We start from the raw sequence: 17,205 nt of genomic DNA on the forward strand, positions 1-17,205 counted from the left end.
CCCATCTGCGCAAAGAGCGCAGATGCCGTCTCATGCAGACTCCGACGCGCTGACGCGCTATGAAAAGCAGACTTTGTCTGCTTTTCATAGGAGTCTAGCATAAAACGTTCATGGGGCGCCCATATTTGATGGGCGCCCCGATTTTTTTTGACAGGGAGGCGGAGGCACAAATCCAATACCAGCGTCATATACTGTTGCAGCCCACCATGAGAGGAGAAATCGCTTTGATGGATCGTTATGTGACGCTGTCTCTGGAGCTGCACCTGTTCTTTGCCCGCATCATGAAGGAACACGCCCTGTTCCTGGAGGCGGGCTTTACGTCTGCCAATGAAGAGTTTGTCCGGAAAGCGGACTTCTACAAACGGGGCTTTGAATCCGTGCTGCGCCGGGCCATCGGCCTGAGCCACGGCATTACCGACCAATCCGTGCTGGAATCCGGCGAGCTTTTCACGGAGTTCACCGCAAACGCCGAGCGGCAGACCCAGTGCTTCACCGGCATTCCCATCGACCGGGAACTGACGGCCATGGCCGCCCGGCTGCGCTGCGGCGGCCCCTGCCGGGTCTCTCCGGTCCTGTGCCGCCAGGTGAGGCAGCTGAATGAGACTGCCCTCCGCCTGCTGGACGGGCTCATCGGCTTCAAGGAGACCACCTTGAAACGGGTGCTTGCCTGCCGGATGTTCACCATGAACTATCCCCTGCTGCTGGAGCACATTATTCGGGAGGCAAAGCTGTACCGCACCTTCCTCCGGGACGCGGAGCGGTGCTGTCTGGACGGACAGACCATGAAGGAGACGGAGGTCTTCTGGAACCAGATCATGATGGAGCACGCCCAGTTCATCCGGGGCCTGCTGGACCCCACCGAGGACGCGCTCATCAAGACCTCGGACGCCTTCGCCCAGGAGTACGCCGCGCTGCTGGCCCGGGCAAGGGAGGCGAACGACGCGGCCATGGGCCGTCAGGAGGCCTTGAAGGAGACCCTGCGGTTCCGGGACTTCAAGACCGCCGGCGTTCAGGGCATCACGGGCTGCAAAATTCGCTCCGTCATCCTGCCCCTGCTGGCGGACCATGTCCTGCGGGAGGCCAACCACTATATCCGCCTGCTGAGCGCCTGACGCGAAAAACAGGAGCTCCGGGGACCGACAAAAGCCGATCCCCGGAGCTCCTGTTTTTCTCAATCTTCGATGTACTCCCGGACCCGGTAGATGGCGCCGATCTCGTCCTCGCAGATCCTGCGGCAGTTCTCGATCTCCTCCTTGGGGATGGTGTCCACCACGGTCATCATCACCGTGGGCACGTACTTCTGAATCTCCTTGGCAAAGGCCTTCATGGCCTCGTATGCCCCGGCCTGCTGGGGGTGGCACAGGGCATCGTACTTCTCCGCCGTGTCCGTGTTCAGGGAGATGGACACCATGTCGAACCGGCCCGCAAACTCCGGGGCGATGTCCCGGCCATGGATAAGGCTGCCGGTGCCGTTGGTGTCCATGCGGGTGTAGAGCTTCTCCCCCTTGGCCTTCATCTGGTCGATGACCCAGCAGATGTCCTCGATGCGGTAGCTGGGCTCGCCGAAGCCCACGAACACCAGCTGCTTGTATTTGGAGAGGTCATGGCTCTCAATGGAGGCCAGAATCTCCTCCTTGGTGGGTTCCCGCTTCAGCCAGAGGTTGTGGGTGTAGATGCTGCCGCCGGAGCCCTGGTTATGCCGCAGGCAGAACTCGCAGTTGAAGTTGCAGCGGTTGGTGGGGTTCACATACAGATTGTCCCCGTATTCATAGGTGATGGTAAAACCTTTTTCCATGCTGGTTCACTCCTTAATTGCTGTTCAAATGAAGATCCGACAGGGTAAAAACACCGCCGGCGTAAGATACATAAGCCGAAATATCCGCGACATACCAACTATTATAGCCATCCGCGTCCAGGCAAACGCTGCCGCTGAACCGGATATCCGCGCCACGGGGCCAATCAGTGTCAAATCCGGCTACATTTCCCGTACCCAGCCCTCGAAGCGTCTCCGGCTCCAAATTCTCCGGCAGCTGAGAGGTGATGTCCACCAGCTCCCGGCCTAAAGAGACCCAGACGCGGTTATTCCCCTTCACCAACGTCAGCAGAGCGGACAGTTGATCCCTCCACAGCTCCTCCGGGAAGGCGTAGTCCGCCAGCGTGCCGTCTTCGTTTTTCTCCACAATGTGAAGTTCTTCGATAGAAACGCCGGTGCCGCTGCCGACATGGTTGACCAGCACAACTTCATCCTGCCCGTCATCATCCGCATCCCAGCACCAAAGCCGGGGTTCCACGATCAGCGGTCCGCCAAAGTTCCAGTCAAATTCCGCCAGACTATCCTCCCAGCGGAGCAGGGCGCGGTCATCTCCCCGATGGTCTCTGACTCCGTACAGCGCCACATCCTGTTCCGGCAGCTCCGCCAGCAGTCCCACGGAATTTTGATCCAAGGTGCTGTTGTGCATCCATTCCGAAAAGCCATCCAACGCGGCGGACAGATCATCGTCTTCTTCCGGTTCCCGCCCCTCCGTCACCACCGCCGGAGCGGAGATGGGCTGAGCCGGGGTGGTCTCCGGCAGGGAAGGTGCCGTTTCCCGGGCGCCGCACCCGGACAGCAGCGTCAATGCCAGCAGCGCGGGCAGCAGCCGTTTCATATCTTTGCCTCCAGTCCAAACAGCCGCAGGCCGTTTTCCCAGGCGATGTCCGTCATTTCCTCCGCCGTGACGCCCTTCCACTCCGCCAGTTTTTCCAAGACGAACGGCAGATACCGGCTGTCGTTCCGCTTGCCCCGGAAGGGGACAGGGGTCAGGTAGGGGGCGTCCGTCTCCACCACGATGCGGTCCAGGGGCGTGATGGCCGCCACCTCCGGGGCACGTTTGGCGTTTTTATAGGTGATGGGCCCGTCGAAGCCCAGATACCAGCCCCGCTTCAACAGTTCGGCGGCCATCTCCGGGCTGCCGGAGAAGCAGTGGAACACGCCCCGCACCTCAGGATATTCCAAAACGATAGCCAAAGAATCCCCGTGGGCCTCCCGGTCGTGGATGATGACGGGCAAACCTAATTCCCGGGCCAGCTCCAGCTGGCGGCGGAACACCTGCTGCTGGAACTCCTTCGGCGGATTTTCCTTCCAGTAGTAGTCCAGGCCAATTTCGCCGATGGCCACCACCTTTTCATGGCCGCACAGCTCCCGGATGGCGTCAAAGTCCGCGTCGGTACACCCGCCGCAGTCCTCGGGATGGATGCCTACGGCGGCGTAGACGTGGGGATACCGCTCCGCCAGGGCCACGGCAGCCCGGGAGGAGGGCACATCGCAGCCGGGGTCCACCACCAGCTCCACGCCAGCGGCGGGGAGGGCGGACAGCACCTCATCCCGGTCGGCGTTAAAGCCGCCGGAATCGTAATGGGCGTGGGTATCAAAAATGGGCATGCGGGCACCTCCTCGCTTTCCGCTCTATTCTATCACACTTTTCTCAAAGAGATATGACCAAACCGTAACAATTTTATCCGCCCAAAAGGGCAGCAAAAAAGGACATCCCACCGGATGTCCTTTTGGCTCGACACAAATCAGCCGATCTTGTTCAGCTTCAGGGTCATGGCGCTCTTGCGGTGAGCGGCCGTGTTCTTGTGCAGAACGCCCTTGGCGACAGCCTGATCGACTTTCTTCACAGCAACCTTGTAAGCGCCATCGGCCTCGGTGCGATTGCCTTCTGCGGCAGCAGCCTCGAACTTCTTGATGGCGGTCTTCAGCTCGGACTTCGCGGCCTTGTTGCGGGCGTTTCTCACCTCTCCGATCAGAACGCGCTTCTTGGCAGACTTAATATTCGGCAAACCAAACACCTCCTTAGGCAAATTTACAGTGGGATTTTCCACCGTGCAGATTGATATTTTAACAGGGAACTCACCAAAAAGCAAGAGTTTTTTTACAATTTGTGTGCATTTTTTGTATATTGTATCTTTTGCCGCAAAACCTAGAGAAAAGACCACAAGATTTTGTGTCGGGAGGCAGGCAGTATGTTCGCAAAACGCACCGATCTGGCTTTGGAGGCCAGGGAATTATGGCAGGAATCGGCGGAAAAAAACACCCGTCTGAGCGGCGTGAAAGCCACGAAGCAGCGCTCGGAGGGCTATCCGGTGACCCGGGTGGACATCCTGGATGAGCGGGGAGAGAAGGCCCTGGGCAAGCCCCGGGGCACCTACCGCACCATCGATCTGACCGCCTTCTGGCAGCGGAAATCAGACTTTTTTGAGCGGGCGGTCCGGGCGGTGGGCGGCCAGCTCAAAGAGCTGCTGCCAGGGGAGGGCACGGTGCTGGTCATCGGTCTCGGCAACGGTGCCATGACGCCGGACGCCGTGGGCCCCCTGGCGGCTGACAGCGTGCTGGTGACCCGCCACCTCATCGCCGCCATGCCCAGGCATTTCTCCGGCTTTCGCCCCGTGGCGGTGTTCCGCACCGGGGTCCTGGGCACCACCGGCGTTGAATCGGCGGAGGCGGTGCGAGGCCTGGTGGCCCAGGTAGAGCCATCGCTGGTCATCGCCGTGGACGCCCTGGCCTCCCGCCGTGTGGGGCGGGTGTGCACCACGGTGCAGCTCTCCGACACCGGCATCATCCCCGGCTCCGGGGTGGGGAACCACCGCTCAGCCCTGAATCAGGAGACGCTGGGCGTTCCGGTGTTCGCCATTGGCGTGCCTACGGTGGTGGACAGCGCCACCCTGGCGGCGGACCTGCTGGAGGAATCCGGCATCAGGGACTACGATGGGGAGGCCCTGCAAAAATCCCGGCAGAACCTGATGGTGACCCCTCGGGACATCGATCAGCAGGTCCGGGACCTGAGCAAGGTGGTGGGCTACGGCATCAACTGGGCCCTGCAGGATCTGGAAATTGAGGAGATCAACGCGCTGCTCAGCTAAAAGCCGTCCCCGGGCCAATGACCCGGGGACGGCTGCTCATCATTTCAGTTTCGGAAGGGTGTTGGCGCCGTGGGGCAGGAGGGTGGCCCGCAGGTCCTTGCCGCCGTTCAGCTTCCGGGACAGTTCCAATGCCTCATCCAGGGTCTTTACGGCGTGAATCTTGGCGGTGCCGAACTGCTCCTGGGGAATACCGGTGACGGCGATCAGGTGGTACTTCTCGGCGCTCTCAGCAAACAGGTAGCCGATGAAGGCGCCGATGGAGAAGTTCTCCCGCAGGGCCTTTTCCCGGTCCAGCATGGTCTCGTAGCCTGCGATCTGGCGCTCGGTATCATCGTTGCCGAAGCCCTCGTCGGACTTCGTCACCAGGATGATGGTGCCGCCGTCCTCCACCACCTCCAGGGCGTTGCACAGCGTCTTGATGGTCTGGTAGAAGTTCAGATCCTTGGGATAGCCGCCGGCGCTGGCGATGACCATGGGTGTTTTCTCCTTGGCGGCCACGCCGTACATCTTCTCCACCAGGTCGCAGGCGGCCTTGTGGGCGGTGATCCAGTTACCGGCAAAGGCGCTGATGATCTTCTGGTTATCGTCCACCACCACGTTGATGAGGAAGGTGGGCTTCACCATGGCGCAGGCCTCCATCATGTCGGCGTGGACAGGGTTGCTGTCGGACAGGTTGGCGCTGCGGACCTCCGGGTTAGACCCGGCGCCCAAGCCGGGATTCAGGGCCAGGTTGTGGTTTTTCATAATGGTCTCCCGGCCGGCGATGCCGGGCAGGACGCTCTTGCGTCCACCGCCGAAGCCCGCCATAAAGTGATACACCACGCCGCCGGTGAGGATGATGTGGTCGCATTCCAGAGCCCGCTTGTCCAGCCACACAGGAGTCCCCCGGGAGGTGGTGCCCACATACTTGAGGTTTTCCTCATCAGTGCACTGGTGATCCACCAGACGGATGCGGTCATACACCGCCTCCGTCACCAGGCCGATGTGCTCCTCCCTGGTCTGCTTCCGGTGGGTGCCGGTGGCGGAGATGATGAGCATATCCTCATCCCGGATGCCGGCGCTCTCCAGCTCCTCGATCAGAATGGGGATGTAGGTCTCCGGGGACTGCCAGCGGCGGGTCACATCAGAGATGATGATGCATACCGTCTCGCCGGGCTTCACCAGCTCCTTCAGCGGCTTGGAGTCGATGGGGTGCTCCAGTGCGTAGTGGATGTGCTCCGGCACGGTCCGCTGGGGCAGATCCACATGGTTGGGCTCCAGTTCCGCTGCGATCAGCTCCGGGGGCAGCTTCACTTCAAATTCGTGCTGGCCGTATTTCATTGCTTCTGGCATATCAATGCTTCCTTTCACACGGGTTCGGACGGTTTCTCCGATGCCCGCCATTTTATGCTTGTCATACAACATCGCATCACATTATACAACATTTGGGCGAATTGTCATTCAGCATTTTTACTGAAAATAGGAGCTGCTTCGTTTAAATATCCAGCTCCAGCACCACAGGGCAGTGATCGCTGCCCAGCACCTCGCTCCAGATGTCGGCGCTTTTGATCTTGTCCTTCAGACGCTCGGAGACGATGAAGTAGTCAATGCGCCACCCGGCGTTGTTCTTCCGGGCGTTGAAACGGTAGCTCCACCAGGAGTAGGCCCCGGTCTTGTCGGGGTAGAGGTAGCGGAAGGTATCCACAAAGCCGCTGGAGAGCAGCTGTGTCATCTTGGCCCGCTCCTCGTCGGAAAAGCCCGGGTTCATGCGGTTGGACTTGGGGTTTTTGATGTCGATCTCCTCATGGGCCACGTTCAAATCGCCGCAGTAGACCACGGGCTTTTTCGCGTCCAGCTCCATGAGGTAGTCCCGGATGTCGTCCTCCCAGGCCATGCGGTAGGGAAGCCGGGCCAGCTGGTCCTTGGAGTTGGGGGTGTAGCAGCACACCAGATAGAATTCCGGGTACTCCGCCGTGATGACCCGGCCCTCGTGGCGGTGCTCGTCCATGCCGAAATCATAGGTGACGTTCAGCGGCTCGGTTTTCGTAAAGATGGCAGTGCCGGAATAGCCCGCCTTGTCGGCGCTGTTCCAGAACCGGGTATAGCCGGGGAGGTCGAACTCCGCCTGCTCCGGGCGCATTTTTGTCTCCTGCAGGCAGATGACGTCGGCGTCGGCGAAGGCGCAGAAGTCCAGAAAGCCCTTATTCAGGCAGGCCCGCAGGCCGTTGACGTTCCAGGATACCAGTTTCATATCGTTCTCCTTTGTCTCCCGTTGGTTTTCCACATTGTACCCGATGTTCGGTCAAAAAACAATATTGCCCCAGCCTAAAAAAGGGAGTAAAGTAGAGAAAAGAACGAAGATCATATGAGGAATTTCAACATGGAACGTGAAAACGGTATGCGCAACATGACGGTGGGCAGCCCCGCCGGACATATTTTCTACTTTGCCCTGCCATTGCTGGCAGGCAGCTTCCTCCAGCAGCTCTACAACATGGTGGACAGCTGGGTGGTGGGCAACTACGCCGGCGATACCGCCCTGGCGGCGGTGGGCGTGGGCTATCCCGTCATCTTTATGTTCACATCGCTGTTCATGGGCCTCTCCAACGGCGGCACCGTGGTCATCGCCCAGTTTTACGGCGCGGGGAACATGGACCGGGTCCGGGACGCGGTGGACACCATCTACACCGCCTTTATGGTCTCCGCCATTCCCATCACGGCCATCGCCCTGGGGCTGGTGAATCCTGTTCTGACGCTGATGCAGGTGAAATCCGACGCCTGGGCCGAATCGTGGCTCTATCTGACGGTGGTATCCGCGGGGCTCATCGGCGCCATTGGCTATAACCTGAACGCGGGCATTCTGGGGGGGCTTGGCAACAGCCGGACGACACTGCTGTTCCTGGCCATCTCGTCGGTGATGAACATCGTGCTGGACCTGGTGTTCGTGCTGGGGTGCGGCATGGGAGTCCTGGGCGTGGCTCTGGGCACCATCATCTCCCAGGCCTTTTCCTGGCTGTTCGGCTTGTTCTACATCAACCGCCGCTACCCCGACATCGCCATCCGCCCCTTCTGCCGCCGGTTCGACAAAACGCTGTTCCGCCAAATCATGGGCATCGGCCTGCCGGCGGGCGTCCAGATGTCTCTGGTGGCCATCGGCGCCATGGTAGTGATGAGCAAGATCAACTCCTTCGGCAAGGAGTTCGCCGCCGCCTACAACGTGGGCTCCAAGCTGGACTCCCTGGCCTTCCTGCCGGTACAGAGTCTTTCCAACGCAGTCACCTCCTTCGTGGGGCAGAACATCGGCGCCAAACGGCTGGACCGGGCCCGCCAGGGCATCCGCATCACCGTCATCGCCTCCGTGGTCTGGTCGGCGGTGATGCTGGTGCTCATTCCCCTGGGGCCGACGCTGGTGGGCTTCTTCTCCGACACCCCCGCCGTCATCCAGTCGGGCGCGGTGTATTTAAAGTGCATCATGCCCTTCTACTTCCTGTTCTCCGTCATGTTCTGCCTGAACAACGCCATGCGGGGCGCGGGAGACAGTATGTTCGCCATGCTGGACGTCATTTTCTCCCTCATTCTGGTCCGGGTCCCTGCTGTCTACTGGTTCGCCGACCACTTTGGCCCCGATTATATGTACTACGGCGTGGGCGTGGGCTGGTGTGTGGGCTTCACGCTGTCGGTGGTCTACTACCTCTCCGGCCATTGGAAGCGGAAGGGCAGTCTGGCGGAGGAAAATCCCGGCTGAAATGTTGTAATTTCGGGAGTTTTCCGTTATAATAAATAATTGCGTGAATCAATACCGGCCCTCTTCCATTCGGAGCGGCCGTGAAAAAGGAGAAAACCCATGGAAAAGAAAAAGTTCTATATCACCACCCCCATCTACTATCCCTCCGACAAGCTCCACATCGGCCACACCTACTGCACCGTGGCTACCGACGCCATGGCCCGTTACAAGCGCCTGGCCGGGTATGACGTGATGTTCCTGACCGGCACCGACGAGCACGGCCAGAAGATCGAGACCAAGGCCAAGGAAGCCGGCGTCACCCCCAAGGAGTTCGTGGATAAGATCGTGGAAGGCCCCCAGGGCGTGAAGGACCTGTGGAAGCTGATGAACATCTCCAACGACCGCTTCATCCGCACCACTGACGACTATCACGTCGCCGCCGTCCAGAAGATCTTCAAGAAGATGTACGACAAGGGCGACATTTACAAGGGCTCCTACAAGGGCAAGTACTGCACCCCCTGCGAGTCCTTCTGGACCGAGAGCCAGCTGGTGGACGGCTGCTGCCCCGACTGCGGCCGCCCCGTGGTGGACGCCGAGGAGGAAGCCTACTTCTTCCGTCTGAGCAAGTACGCCGACAAGGTCCGGGACCTGCTGGAGAACACCGATTTCCTCCAGCCCCGCAGCCGCGTCAACGAAATGGTGAAGAACTTCATCGACCCCGGCCTGGAGGACCTGTGCGTCTCCCGCACCAGCTTCACCTGGGGCATTCCCGTGGACTTTGACCCGGGCCATGTGGTCTACGTGTGGGTGGACGCCCTGTTCAACTACACCACCGCCCTCGGCTTCCTGAACGACCAATATGACGACTACGACAAGTACTGGCCCGCCGACGTCCACTTCGTGGGCAAGGAGATCGTCCGGTTCCACTCCATCATCTGGCCCGCCATGCTGATGAGCATGGAGATGCCCCTGCCCAAGCACGTCTTCGGCCACGGCTGGCTGCTGCTGGACGGCGGCAAGATGTCCAAGTCCAAGGGCAACGTGGTGGACCCCTATATCCTGGCGGAAAAGTTCGGCGTGGATGCCCTGCGGTTCTTCCTGATGCGCACCTTCCCCTTCGGCTCCGACGGCAACTTCTCCAACGAGCTGCTCATTCAGACCATCAACACCGACCTTGCAAACGACCTGGGCAACCTGCTCAGCCGCACTACCGCCATGGTGGGCAAATACTTCGGCGGTCAGCTGCCCGCCGGCTGCAAGACTTGGGAAAATCCCGAACCCTTCGACACCGACCTCATCGCCATGGCCTCCGCCCTGCGGGACGCCTATGAGTCCCAGATGGAGGCCTACGCTCCCCACAACGCCCTGGCGGAGGTGTTCAAGGTCATCCAGCGGGCCAACAAGTATATCGACGAGACGGCTCCCTGGGCCCTGGCGAAGGACATGGACGCCAACGGCAAGCGGCTGGCTCACGTGCTGTACAACCTGCTGGAGGCCACCCGCATCTGCGGCATCCTGCTGAGCCCCTTCATGCCCGAGAGCATGGACAAGCTGTTCGTCCAGATCGGCGCTTCCGCCGATGTCCGGACCTGGGACAGCGCCGCTGTCTGGGGCGCTCTGAGCGAGACTGCCGCCGTCACCAAGGGCGAGAACCTGTTCCCCCGCATCGACATGGACAAGGCCATCGCCGAGCTGGAGGCCGCTGCCGAAGCCGCGAAAAAGGCCTCCCTGCCCGCCATCGAGGTCGAGCCCCAGCTCACCGAGCAGGTGAACTTCGACACCTTCTGCAAGTCCGACTTCCGGGCTGTAAAGGTGAAGGCCTGTGAGAACGTGAAAAAGAGCGAAAAGCTGCTGAAATTCACCCTGGACGACGGCACCGGCACCGACCGCCAGATCCTCTCCGGCATCGCCAAGTACTATAAGCCCGAAGAGCTTGTTGGCAAGACGTTGGTCGCCATCGTGAACCTGCCGCCCCGGAAGATGATGGGCCAGGAGAGCTGCGGTATGCTGATCTCCGCCGTCCACACCGAGAAGGGCGAGGAAAAGCTGCATCTCCTTATGGTCGACGATGCGATCCCCGCAGGAGCCAAGCTCTGCTAAGCACTTCGAGGGGGAGCAGGCTCCCCCTCGACCTCCCCTACCACCAGTGACATCGGTCACTGGTGAACGCGCCCAAGGCGCTTAAGTCAAAGTATTTTCGGCAGGCACATGTCCTGCCGAAAATCATTTAAAACGAGGTATTTATGCGTTTACAAAGTGCGATTTTTGACATGGACGGCACCCTGCTGGACTCCATGCACATCTGGAACAGCCTGGCGTCCGACCTGCTCCGCTCCATGGGTGTCGAACCCGCCCCGGACCTGGGGGACCGGCTGATGCTGATGACCTTCCGGGACGGCGCCGCCCTCTGCAAAGAGGAATACCACCTGTCCGAAACGGTGGAGGAGATCATGGAGCTGACCAAGGCCGAGGTCCGTGCTTTCTATGAAAACGAAGTCCAGGCCAAGCCCGGCGTGAAAAAATTCCTGTCCCTGCTGAAAATGGAGGGCGTGTGGATGTACGTCGCCACCAACACCGACCGGGACCTGGTAGAGACCGCCCTGAAGCACACCGGGCTGGACGGCTATTTCCGGGGCATCCTCACCTGCGCCGAGGTGGGCGCGGGCAAAAAGGACAGCCCTGAAATCTACGAGCGCTGCATGCGCCGCCTGCGCTCCACCAAGAAGGACACCGTCATTTTTGAGGACGCCCTCCACGCCATTCAGACGGCGAAGGCCGCCGGGTTCCGGGTCTGCGGCGTGTACGACCCCTCCGCCGAGGCCGACCAGGAGGCGATCAAGTCCCTGTCGGACTACTATATCCGTTCTTTTGAGGAGATGTTTGAGCAGGAGGGCCTGTAAGGGATTCCGGAAAGGAGACACCATGAAACACAAAAAACGGTTCCCTCGCCTCTGCGCCCTGTCCCTGACGCTGGTGCTGGTGTTCAGCCTCTCCGCCCCCGGCCTGGCCTGGGAGGAGCGGAAGACCGACATCCTGACGAAAACGCCACAGGAGGTGGACTTCAACACCCTGACCTATGGCGAGCCATACATGGACGAGGTGGAAGCTGTCGCAAAAGCCGTGGAGACTGCCGCCGCCAAGGACGACAATGCGGCGGAGACCGCTGAGGCGGTCCGGGCTCTGAAAGCGATGGAAGACCGGCTGTCCACAGACTATGCCGTCATGTCCGTCCATTACGCTTCCGATCCCACCGCCATGTCCCAGACCTATGTGGATTGGAACAGCTTCTATATGACCGCCTTCAACCGCATCGCGGAAGCCTTCAGCGCTGTGGCGAACTCCGCCAATGCCGGGGCCCTGGAGCTGGCCCTGGGCGAGGACGGCGCCGCCTATTACGCCGACGCGGAAGCCGACACGCCGGAGCAGCTTGCCCTCCAGAACCACTGCGCCGAACTGGTGGACGATTACTGGCAGGCCATGGCCGAAACGCCGGTGGTCCGCTACAAGGGCGTCACCTACCACGGCGAGGAAGAGGCAAACGCCGCCCTCGCGGAGGGAAAGCTCACTTACGAAGACTGGAACCAGGTGTGCCTGCTGCTGGCAAAGGAGATCAACAAGGTCGTCGGTCCCCTGTATGTCGACCTGGTGAAGACCTGGAAAGCCTATGCCGCCAGCTGGGGCTATGACGACTGCGCCGCCTTTTTCTATAAAAACGTCTACATCCGGGATTACACGCCCCAGGAAGCCGAAGCCATCCACGATGCCGTCAAGACCTATATCGTTCCTTTGTGCGGGCTGTATACCGTTCTGTTCAATACACCGGAGATCCAGTACGGCACAGCCGTGCTGAACGGACAGTTCTCCACGTTGTCTCAGAACGGTCTGCTGGACATGATCCAGCCCTATATGGGGTATGTTTCCAGCGAACTAGCAGACTTGTTCGCCTATATGCGCCGCTGCCATCTGGTGGACACCGCATTCTCCGAAACCAAAAACGACCAGGGCTTTACAACTTCTCTGCCTCAATACCAGAGCGCGTTTATTTTCAACAAGCCTTATATGAACATAAACGATCTGGAGGATCTGCTCCACGAGTTCGGCCATTTTTCCGAGGCCTGTCTCTCCGGCGGCAGCGACTACGGTAATTCCCTGGACCTGGCGGAGATCAACTCTCAGGCCCTGGTCCTGCTGTGCCAGCCCTATATGGGGGCCATGGTAGGGGAGGAGAACGCCTCCGCCTGCCGCTTTTCCAATCTTCGGAGGATGGTCAGCGGATACATCCTGTCCAGTTGCCTCTCCGATGAATTCCAGCAGCGGGTATTTGCGGAGGATGACCTGACACTGGATAAGGTAAACCGCATCTACCACGATGTCTGCGCGGAATACGGAAGTTACCTGGCGGACGACACCTACGGATACGGCTGGCAGTATACTTCCCACCATTTTGAAACGCCTTTTTATATGATCAGTTATACCACGTCCGCTCTGGCGTCGGCGGAGCTGTTTACAACTTCCCTGTCGGACTACGATAAAGCCTGCGACGAATACCTCCGGCTGATGGAGATCGGTACTGCCCAGCCCTTCCGGGCCACGCTGGAAGAAGCGGGCATGGCGGATGTGTTCCGGGAGGAGACGGTGGCGGGTATCGCCGACGCTCTGCTGGATTATACATATGACACCGTCCTGGGCGTCTCCTTCTCCGACACCGAGGGCCTGGCCGCGGAGGACGGCATCCGCCTCACCGCCGCCTTCGGCCTGTTCCAGGGCAAGGCCGACGGCGCCTTCCGTCCCGGCGAATCCCTGACCCGGGCCCAGGCAGCCACGGTGCTGTGGCGGCTGAACGGCTGCCCGGAGCCGGAGGGCGCCAGTCCCTTCCAGGACGTGCCCGACGGCAGCTGGTGCGCCGACGCCGTGACCTGGTGCGCGGAAAACGGCATCGTACAGGGAGACGGCGCGGGCCATTTCGTCCCCGGCGCCCTGGTGACCCGGCAGGCCATGCTGACCATGCTCTACCGCGCTGTGGGTTCCCCGGAGGCTGACGAAGCGGTCCTGTCCGGCGTGTCCGGCAGCGGAAGCCTGGGCGAATTCGCCCGGCCCGGCGCCGCCTGGGCCGTGGAAAACGGCCTGGTGGACGGCGCGCTGCAGCCCCAAGGTCAGGTTTCCCGGGGCGAGGCGGCGGAGCTGCTGGCAGCCCTGATCGCCGCGTAAAGGCAAGCGGGTGCGGAGGAAATTTCCCCCGCGCCCGCTTTTTCTGTAACGTTTTCCGCCCGGAGGGGATATAAGGGGTGAAAGGAGGGACCGCGATGGATGATATGAGCGCCATTTACCGTCAGCACGCCCAGACCGTCTACAAGTTCCTCCTGGCCCAGTGCCATGACCCGGACCTGGCGGAGGAGCTGACCCAGGAGACCTTTTACCAGGCGGTCCGCTCCATCGGGCGGTTTGACGGGAGCTGCAAGGTTTCCGTCTGGCTGTGCCAAATCGCCAAACACCTGTGGTACCAGCACCTCCGCAAGCATAAGCAGGAAGTCCCCATGCCCGACGAACCGCCGGAAATTCCCGTCCCCTCGTCGGAGGACGGCCTGCTGGAGCGGGAAGGCCAGCTGGAGCTGCTGCGGAGCATCCACAGCCTGCCGCCGGACCAGCGGGAGGTGGTGTATCTCCGGGCCTTCGGCGGCCTCAGCTTCCGGGAAATCGGGGACGTGCTGGGCAAAACGGAGACCTGGGCGAGAGTCACATTTTACCGAAGCAAGGAAAAGCTGCGGAACGGAGGTGCATCCGATGAAAAATGATCTGACCTGCGCGGTGGTGCGGGACTTGCTGCCCTCCTACGTGGAGGGATTGACCTCTGATGAAACCAACAAGGCTGTGGAAGCCCACTTGTCCGCCTGCCCGGACTGCACGGCGCGGAAGAACGCCATGACAGCCGAACCTGCGGAAGCGGCGGAGCAGGGCAGGGAAGTGGACTATCTGAAAACCGTCAAGCGGAAGAGCGGACGGCGGGTGGTGGCTGCTGTTCTCTGCACTGTTCTCCTCATTGCGGCAGGTTTTGCGGCAAAAATCTTTATCATCGGCACCCCAGCTCAGGAAGGGGAGCTGTTCGTGGCGGAAGCGGTGGAGGAAAACGGCATCCTCCGCCTGTCCATCTCCACGCCTTCTTCTGCCACAGCCTACTGGGGCTGGAAGGTGGACACCGCCGACGGCGTGGCGAATATCTCCGCCCGGTCTGTGCTGGTGTCTCCCCTGTTCCCCAATGGCGGCGGAACGGTGGAGGTGCCCCTGGACGGCATCGGGGAAGTCTGGCTGTGCGGACGCGTTGTCTGGCAGGACGGCATCCTCATTCAGGAGCGGGTAGCCCGCCTGTATGAGGCCAGGACCCCCTATGTGGGCGACATCTCCGCCCTGAACCGCATCTCCGAGCTGGCCCACATCCGTTCCAACTTCGGCGACTATACCAACAGCCTCCACACTTCCAGCTGGCCCTACCGCTGGACACTGGAATTCACCCGGGACGGCTGGCAGGGAGCCATCGGAAAGGACCCCAACACCTTTGACACGTGGATAGCCCGCTATGCCATCCAGCTGCTGGCCCTGGTGGAAAACCTGGATGAGGTGGGCTGGACCTATACCGACCATCAGGGAGAAGCGCACAGCGGCTTTATCACCGTGAAGGAAGCCAACGCCCTGCTGCCGGAACTGACGGACGCTTACAACCAGACTCACGCGGGCTGTGACTGGAGGCCCCTCCCCAGCGTCAAGAGCTATTACAACGCCCCTCCGGCGGAACTCCAGAGACTGGTGGAGATCACCCGAATTTCTTCCTGAAAATATACAACAGGCCCCCGGCGAAAGCCGGGGGCCTGTCCATCTCATCAGAGACTTACTCGTATTTCTTCTCGACCTCTTCCAGACGATTCAGGAAGGGGCTGGTGGTGCAGCTCATTTCGCTGGCCGCGTTCTTGAACTTCTCCACGTTGGCCATGCTCTCCTTGATGGGCCGGATGGTGCCGGCGCCAGCCACGCAGCCGCCGGGGCAGGCCATGCCCTCCAGCAGGTAGCCGTCCCGCTTGCCGGCCTTTGCCATCATCAGCATCTTCTTACACTCTTTCAGGCCATCGCCGTACTCGATCTTGATCTCCCGGTCGGGATCGATGTGGCGGATGGCCTCCACCACGGCGGCGGCCACGCCGCCGCCCACGGCGAAGCCCCGGCCCATGCCGGTGCCCTCGTCCATGTTGTCGGCGGGGTCGGCCTCGATCTTGCTGAAATCAATGTTCTTGGCATCGAACATACCCAGCAGCTCCTCGAAGGTCAGCACAAAGTCCACGTCGGAGCGGACGGTGCGGCGGTTGGCCTCCAGCTTCTTAGCGGCGCAGGGCCCGATGAACACGATGCGGGCGTTGGGATGGTCCTTCTTCACCATGCGGGCGGTGATGACCATGGGCGTCAGGGCCATGGAGATGTAATCCTTGAACTGGGGGAACAGCGTCTTTGCCATCATGGACCAGGCGGGGCAGCAGGAAGTGCCCATCCAGGGCTGCTTAGCGGGGACCTCCTCCAGGAAGTCCTTGGCCTCCTCCACGGTGCACAGGTCCGCGCCGATGGCGACCTCCACCACATCGGCGAAGCCCAGGATGCGCATGGCGGCCTTCAGCTTGCCGGGGGTGGCTTCGGGGCCGAACTGACCCACAAAAGCGGGGGCAACGCAGGCGATGACCTCTTCGTTGCGCTTCATGGCGGTGATGATCTGGAAGATCTGGCTCTTGTCGGCGATGGCGGCGAAGGGGCAGTTCACCAGGCACATGCCGCAGGAGACGCACTTGTCGTAGTTGATCTTGGCCCGGCCCAGCTCATCGGAGCCGATGGCATCCATGCCGCAGGCGGCGGCGCAGGGGCGCTCGATCTTGGAAATGGCCCGGTACGGGCACTGGTTGAAGCACTTGCCGCACTTGATGCACTTATCCTGGTCAATGTGGCAGTGCTTGTTCTTATCAAGATAGATGGCGTCCTTGGGACAGACGTTCATGCAGGGGTGGGAAATGCAGCCCTGGCAGCTGTCCGTGATGCGGACCTGCTTGGGGGGGCAGGCATTGCAGGCAAAGGGAATGATGTTGACCAGGGGGTTCTCAAAATACTTCTGATCCGTGGCAGCCTCGTTGATGCTGGCAGAAATGGGCAGCTGATCCTCCGCATTCTGCAGGTTCATGCCCAGAGCCAGACGAACCCGCTCCCGGACGATGGCCCGCTCCAGGAACACGTCGGCGCGGTGCTTGGCCACCTCGCCCCGGATCATCTGGTAGGGGATCAGATCCACGCGGTTCAGGTCGCCGCCCTCATAGGCCAGGCGGGCCACCTCGGTAAATACGTTGCGGCGGATGTCGTCCACCGCGCTGTGTACGCCTCTCATATTGTTTTCTCCTCCATATGTCCGGCAGTCGCATACTGTCCGGGAATTTGGCAGGAATATTATATAGAAAACGGTCCGGTTTTGCAAGAAAATGTTCCATAAAGCCCGATTTTTCCAATACCCTCCGTTTTCAGCTTCGGTTCAGCTTTCGGAGATAAGGTGGAATTGCAAGAAATGGCCGCCTGTGTTATACTAT

General features: G+C 60.7%; 15 protein-coding genes. 8 read left to right on the top strand and 7 right to left on the bottom strand.

Features of this window, described 5'->3' with window-relative positions; genetic code table 11:
- The first annotated feature begins 227 nt into the window (after nt 1–227).
- On the top strand, nt 228–1,112 hold the full coding sequence (locus JQM68_RS11495) for a DUF2935 domain-containing protein (protein ID WP_235223167.1): 885 nt from the start codon (nt 228–230) through the stop codon (nt 1,110–1,112).
- A 59-nt stretch (nt 1,113–1,171) separates the two neighbouring features.
- Here JQM68_RS11495 and JQM68_RS11500 read toward each other — a convergent pair whose 3' ends face one another.
- The 4 genes from JQM68_RS11500 to rpsT form a co-directional block, all read right to left on the bottom strand.
- Nucleotides 1,172–1,795 carry a TatD family nuclease-associated radical SAM protein gene (locus JQM68_RS11500; RefSeq protein ID WP_235223144.1) on the bottom strand — a complete coding sequence of 208 codons (624 nt, stop codon included), beginning with the start codon at nt 1,793–1,795 and terminating at the stop codon, nt 1,172–1,174.
- 13 nt (nt 1,796–1,808) lie between these two features.
- Complete coding sequence (locus JQM68_RS11505; protein ID WP_235223145.1) at nt 1,809–2,648, bottom strand: hypothetical protein; 840 nt, start codon at nt 2,646–2,648, stop codon at nt 1,809–1,811.
- Nucleotides 2,645–3,421, bottom strand: a complete 777-nt coding sequence (locus JQM68_RS11510) for a TatD family hydrolase (protein WP_235223146.1) — start codon at nt 3,419–3,421, stop codon at nt 2,645–2,647. Before JQM68_RS11510 ends, JQM68_RS11505 begins: the two co-directional genes overlap by 4 nt.
- 137 nt (nt 3,422–3,558) lie before the next feature.
- Entirely contained in the window at nt 3,559–3,822 is a 264-nt protein-coding gene (gene rpsT / locus JQM68_RS11515; protein ID WP_235223147.1) for a 30S ribosomal protein S20, read from the bottom strand.
- A 183-nt stretch (nt 3,823–4,005) separates the two neighbouring features.
- Here rpsT and gpr point away from each other — a divergent pair, with 183 nt between their 5' ends.
- Nucleotides 4,006–4,902, top strand: coding sequence for a GPR endopeptidase (gene gpr, locus JQM68_RS11520; protein WP_235223148.1), 897 nt, complete (start codon nt 4,006–4,008; stop codon nt 4,900–4,902).
- Nucleotides 4,903–4,941: 39 nt separating this feature from the next.
- On the opposite strand, the gene JQM68_RS11525 is transcribed toward gpr, so the two are convergent.
- Complete coding sequence (locus JQM68_RS11525) at nt 4,942–6,234, bottom strand: lactate racemase domain-containing protein (RefSeq protein WP_235223149.1); 1,293 nt, start codon at nt 6,232–6,234, stop codon at nt 4,942–4,944.
- A 142-nt stretch (nt 6,235–6,376) separates the two neighbouring features.
- Entirely contained in the window at nt 6,377–7,132 is a 756-nt protein-coding gene (locus JQM68_RS11530; RefSeq protein WP_235223150.1) for an exodeoxyribonuclease III, read from the bottom strand.
- Nucleotides 7,133–7,261: 129 nt separating this feature from the next.
- On the opposite strand from JQM68_RS11530, the gene JQM68_RS11535 reads away from it, so the two are divergent.
- The 6 genes from JQM68_RS11535 (at nt 7,262) to JQM68_RS11560 (ending at nt 15,427) form a co-directional block, all read left to right on the top strand.
- Nucleotides 7,262–8,623 carry an MATE family efflux transporter gene (locus tag JQM68_RS11535; RefSeq protein WP_235223151.1) on the top strand — a complete coding sequence of 454 codons (1,362 nt, stop codon included), beginning with the start codon at nt 7,262–7,264 and terminating at the stop codon, nt 8,621–8,623.
- Between the two features lie 99 nt (nt 8,624–8,722).
- Complete coding sequence (metG, locus tag JQM68_RS11540) at nt 8,723–10,702, top strand: methionine--tRNA ligase (RefSeq protein WP_235223152.1); 1,980 nt, start codon at nt 8,723–8,725, stop codon at nt 10,700–10,702.
- Between the two features lie 143 nt (nt 10,703–10,845).
- Entirely contained in the window at nt 10,846–11,502 is a 657-nt protein-coding gene (locus tag JQM68_RS11545; RefSeq protein ID WP_235223153.1) for an HAD family hydrolase, read from the top strand.
- Nucleotides 11,503–11,524: 22 nt separating this feature from the next.
- Nucleotides 11,525–13,810 carry an S-layer homology domain-containing protein gene (locus JQM68_RS11550; RefSeq protein ID WP_235223154.1) on the top strand — a complete coding sequence of 762 codons (2,286 nt, stop codon included), beginning with the start codon at nt 11,525–11,527 and terminating at the stop codon, nt 13,808–13,810.
- Nucleotides 13,811–13,905: 95 nt separating this feature from the next.
- Nucleotides 13,906–14,394, top strand: a complete 489-nt coding sequence (locus JQM68_RS11555; protein WP_235223155.1) for an RNA polymerase sigma factor — start codon at nt 13,906–13,908, stop codon at nt 14,392–14,394.
- Nucleotides 14,384–15,427 (top strand): DUF4825 domain-containing protein, encoded by a 1,044-nt coding sequence (locus JQM68_RS11560; RefSeq protein WP_235223156.1) that lies wholly within the window; start codon nt 14,384–14,386, stop codon nt 15,425–15,427. Before JQM68_RS11555 ends, JQM68_RS11560 begins: the two co-directional genes overlap by 11 nt.
- 55 nt (nt 15,428–15,482) lie before the next feature.
- Here JQM68_RS11560 and JQM68_RS11565 read toward each other — a convergent pair whose 3' ends face one another.
- On the bottom strand, nt 15,483–17,009 hold the full coding sequence (locus JQM68_RS11565; protein WP_235223157.1) for a 4Fe-4S dicluster domain-containing protein: 1,527 nt from the start codon (nt 17,007–17,009) through the stop codon (nt 15,483–15,485).
- Nucleotides 17,010–17,205: the final 196 nt, after the last annotated feature.

This window comes from Oscillibacter valericigenes, from assembly GCF_021531435.1.
Lineage (GTDB): Bacteria > Bacillota > Clostridia > Oscillospirales > Oscillospiraceae > Oscillibacter > Oscillibacter valericigenes_B.

Bases quoted from the DNA above. Each gene is read 5' to 3' on its own strand.
- JQM68_RS11495 (WP_235223167.1), top strand. From the start codon at position 228: ATGGATCGTTATGTGACGCTGTCTCTGGAGCTGCACCTGTTCTTTGCC.
- JQM68_RS11500 (WP_235223144.1), bottom strand. From the start codon at position 1,795: ATGGAAAAAGGTTTTACCATCACCTATGAATACGGGGACAATCTGTAT.
- JQM68_RS11505 (WP_235223145.1), bottom strand. From the start codon at position 2,648: ATGAAACGGCTGCTGCCCGCGCTGCTGGCATTGACGCTGCTGTCCGGG.
- JQM68_RS11510 (WP_235223146.1), bottom strand. From the start codon at position 3,421: ATGCCCATTTTTGATACCCACGCCCATTACGATTCCGGCGGCTTTAAC.
- gpr (WP_235223148.1), top strand. From the start codon at position 4,006: ATGTTCGCAAAACGCACCGATCTGGCTTTGGAGGCCAGGGAATTATGG.
- JQM68_RS11525 (WP_235223149.1), bottom strand. From the start codon at position 6,234: ATGCCAGAAGCAATGAAATACGGCCAGCACGAATTTGAAGTGAAGCTG.
- JQM68_RS11530 (WP_235223150.1), bottom strand. From the start codon at position 7,132: ATGAAACTGGTATCCTGGAACGTCAACGGCCTGCGGGCCTGCCTGAAT.
- JQM68_RS11535 (WP_235223151.1), top strand. From the start codon at position 7,262: ATGGAACGTGAAAACGGTATGCGCAACATGACGGTGGGCAGCCCCGCC.
- metG (WP_235223152.1), top strand. From the start codon at position 8,723: ATGGAAAAGAAAAAGTTCTATATCACCACCCCCATCTACTATCCCTCC.
- JQM68_RS11545 (WP_235223153.1), top strand. From the start codon at position 10,846: ATGCGTTTACAAAGTGCGATTTTTGACATGGACGGCACCCTGCTGGAC.
- JQM68_RS11550 (WP_235223154.1), top strand. From the start codon at position 11,525: ATGAAACACAAAAAACGGTTCCCTCGCCTCTGCGCCCTGTCCCTGACG.
- JQM68_RS11555 (WP_235223155.1), top strand. From the start codon at position 13,906: ATGGATGATATGAGCGCCATTTACCGTCAGCACGCCCAGACCGTCTAC.
- JQM68_RS11560 (WP_235223156.1), top strand. From the start codon at position 14,384: ATGAAAAATGATCTGACCTGCGCGGTGGTGCGGGACTTGCTGCCCTCC.
- JQM68_RS11565 (WP_235223157.1), bottom strand. From the start codon at position 17,009: ATGAGAGGCGTACACAGCGCGGTGGACGACATCCGCCGCAACGTATTT.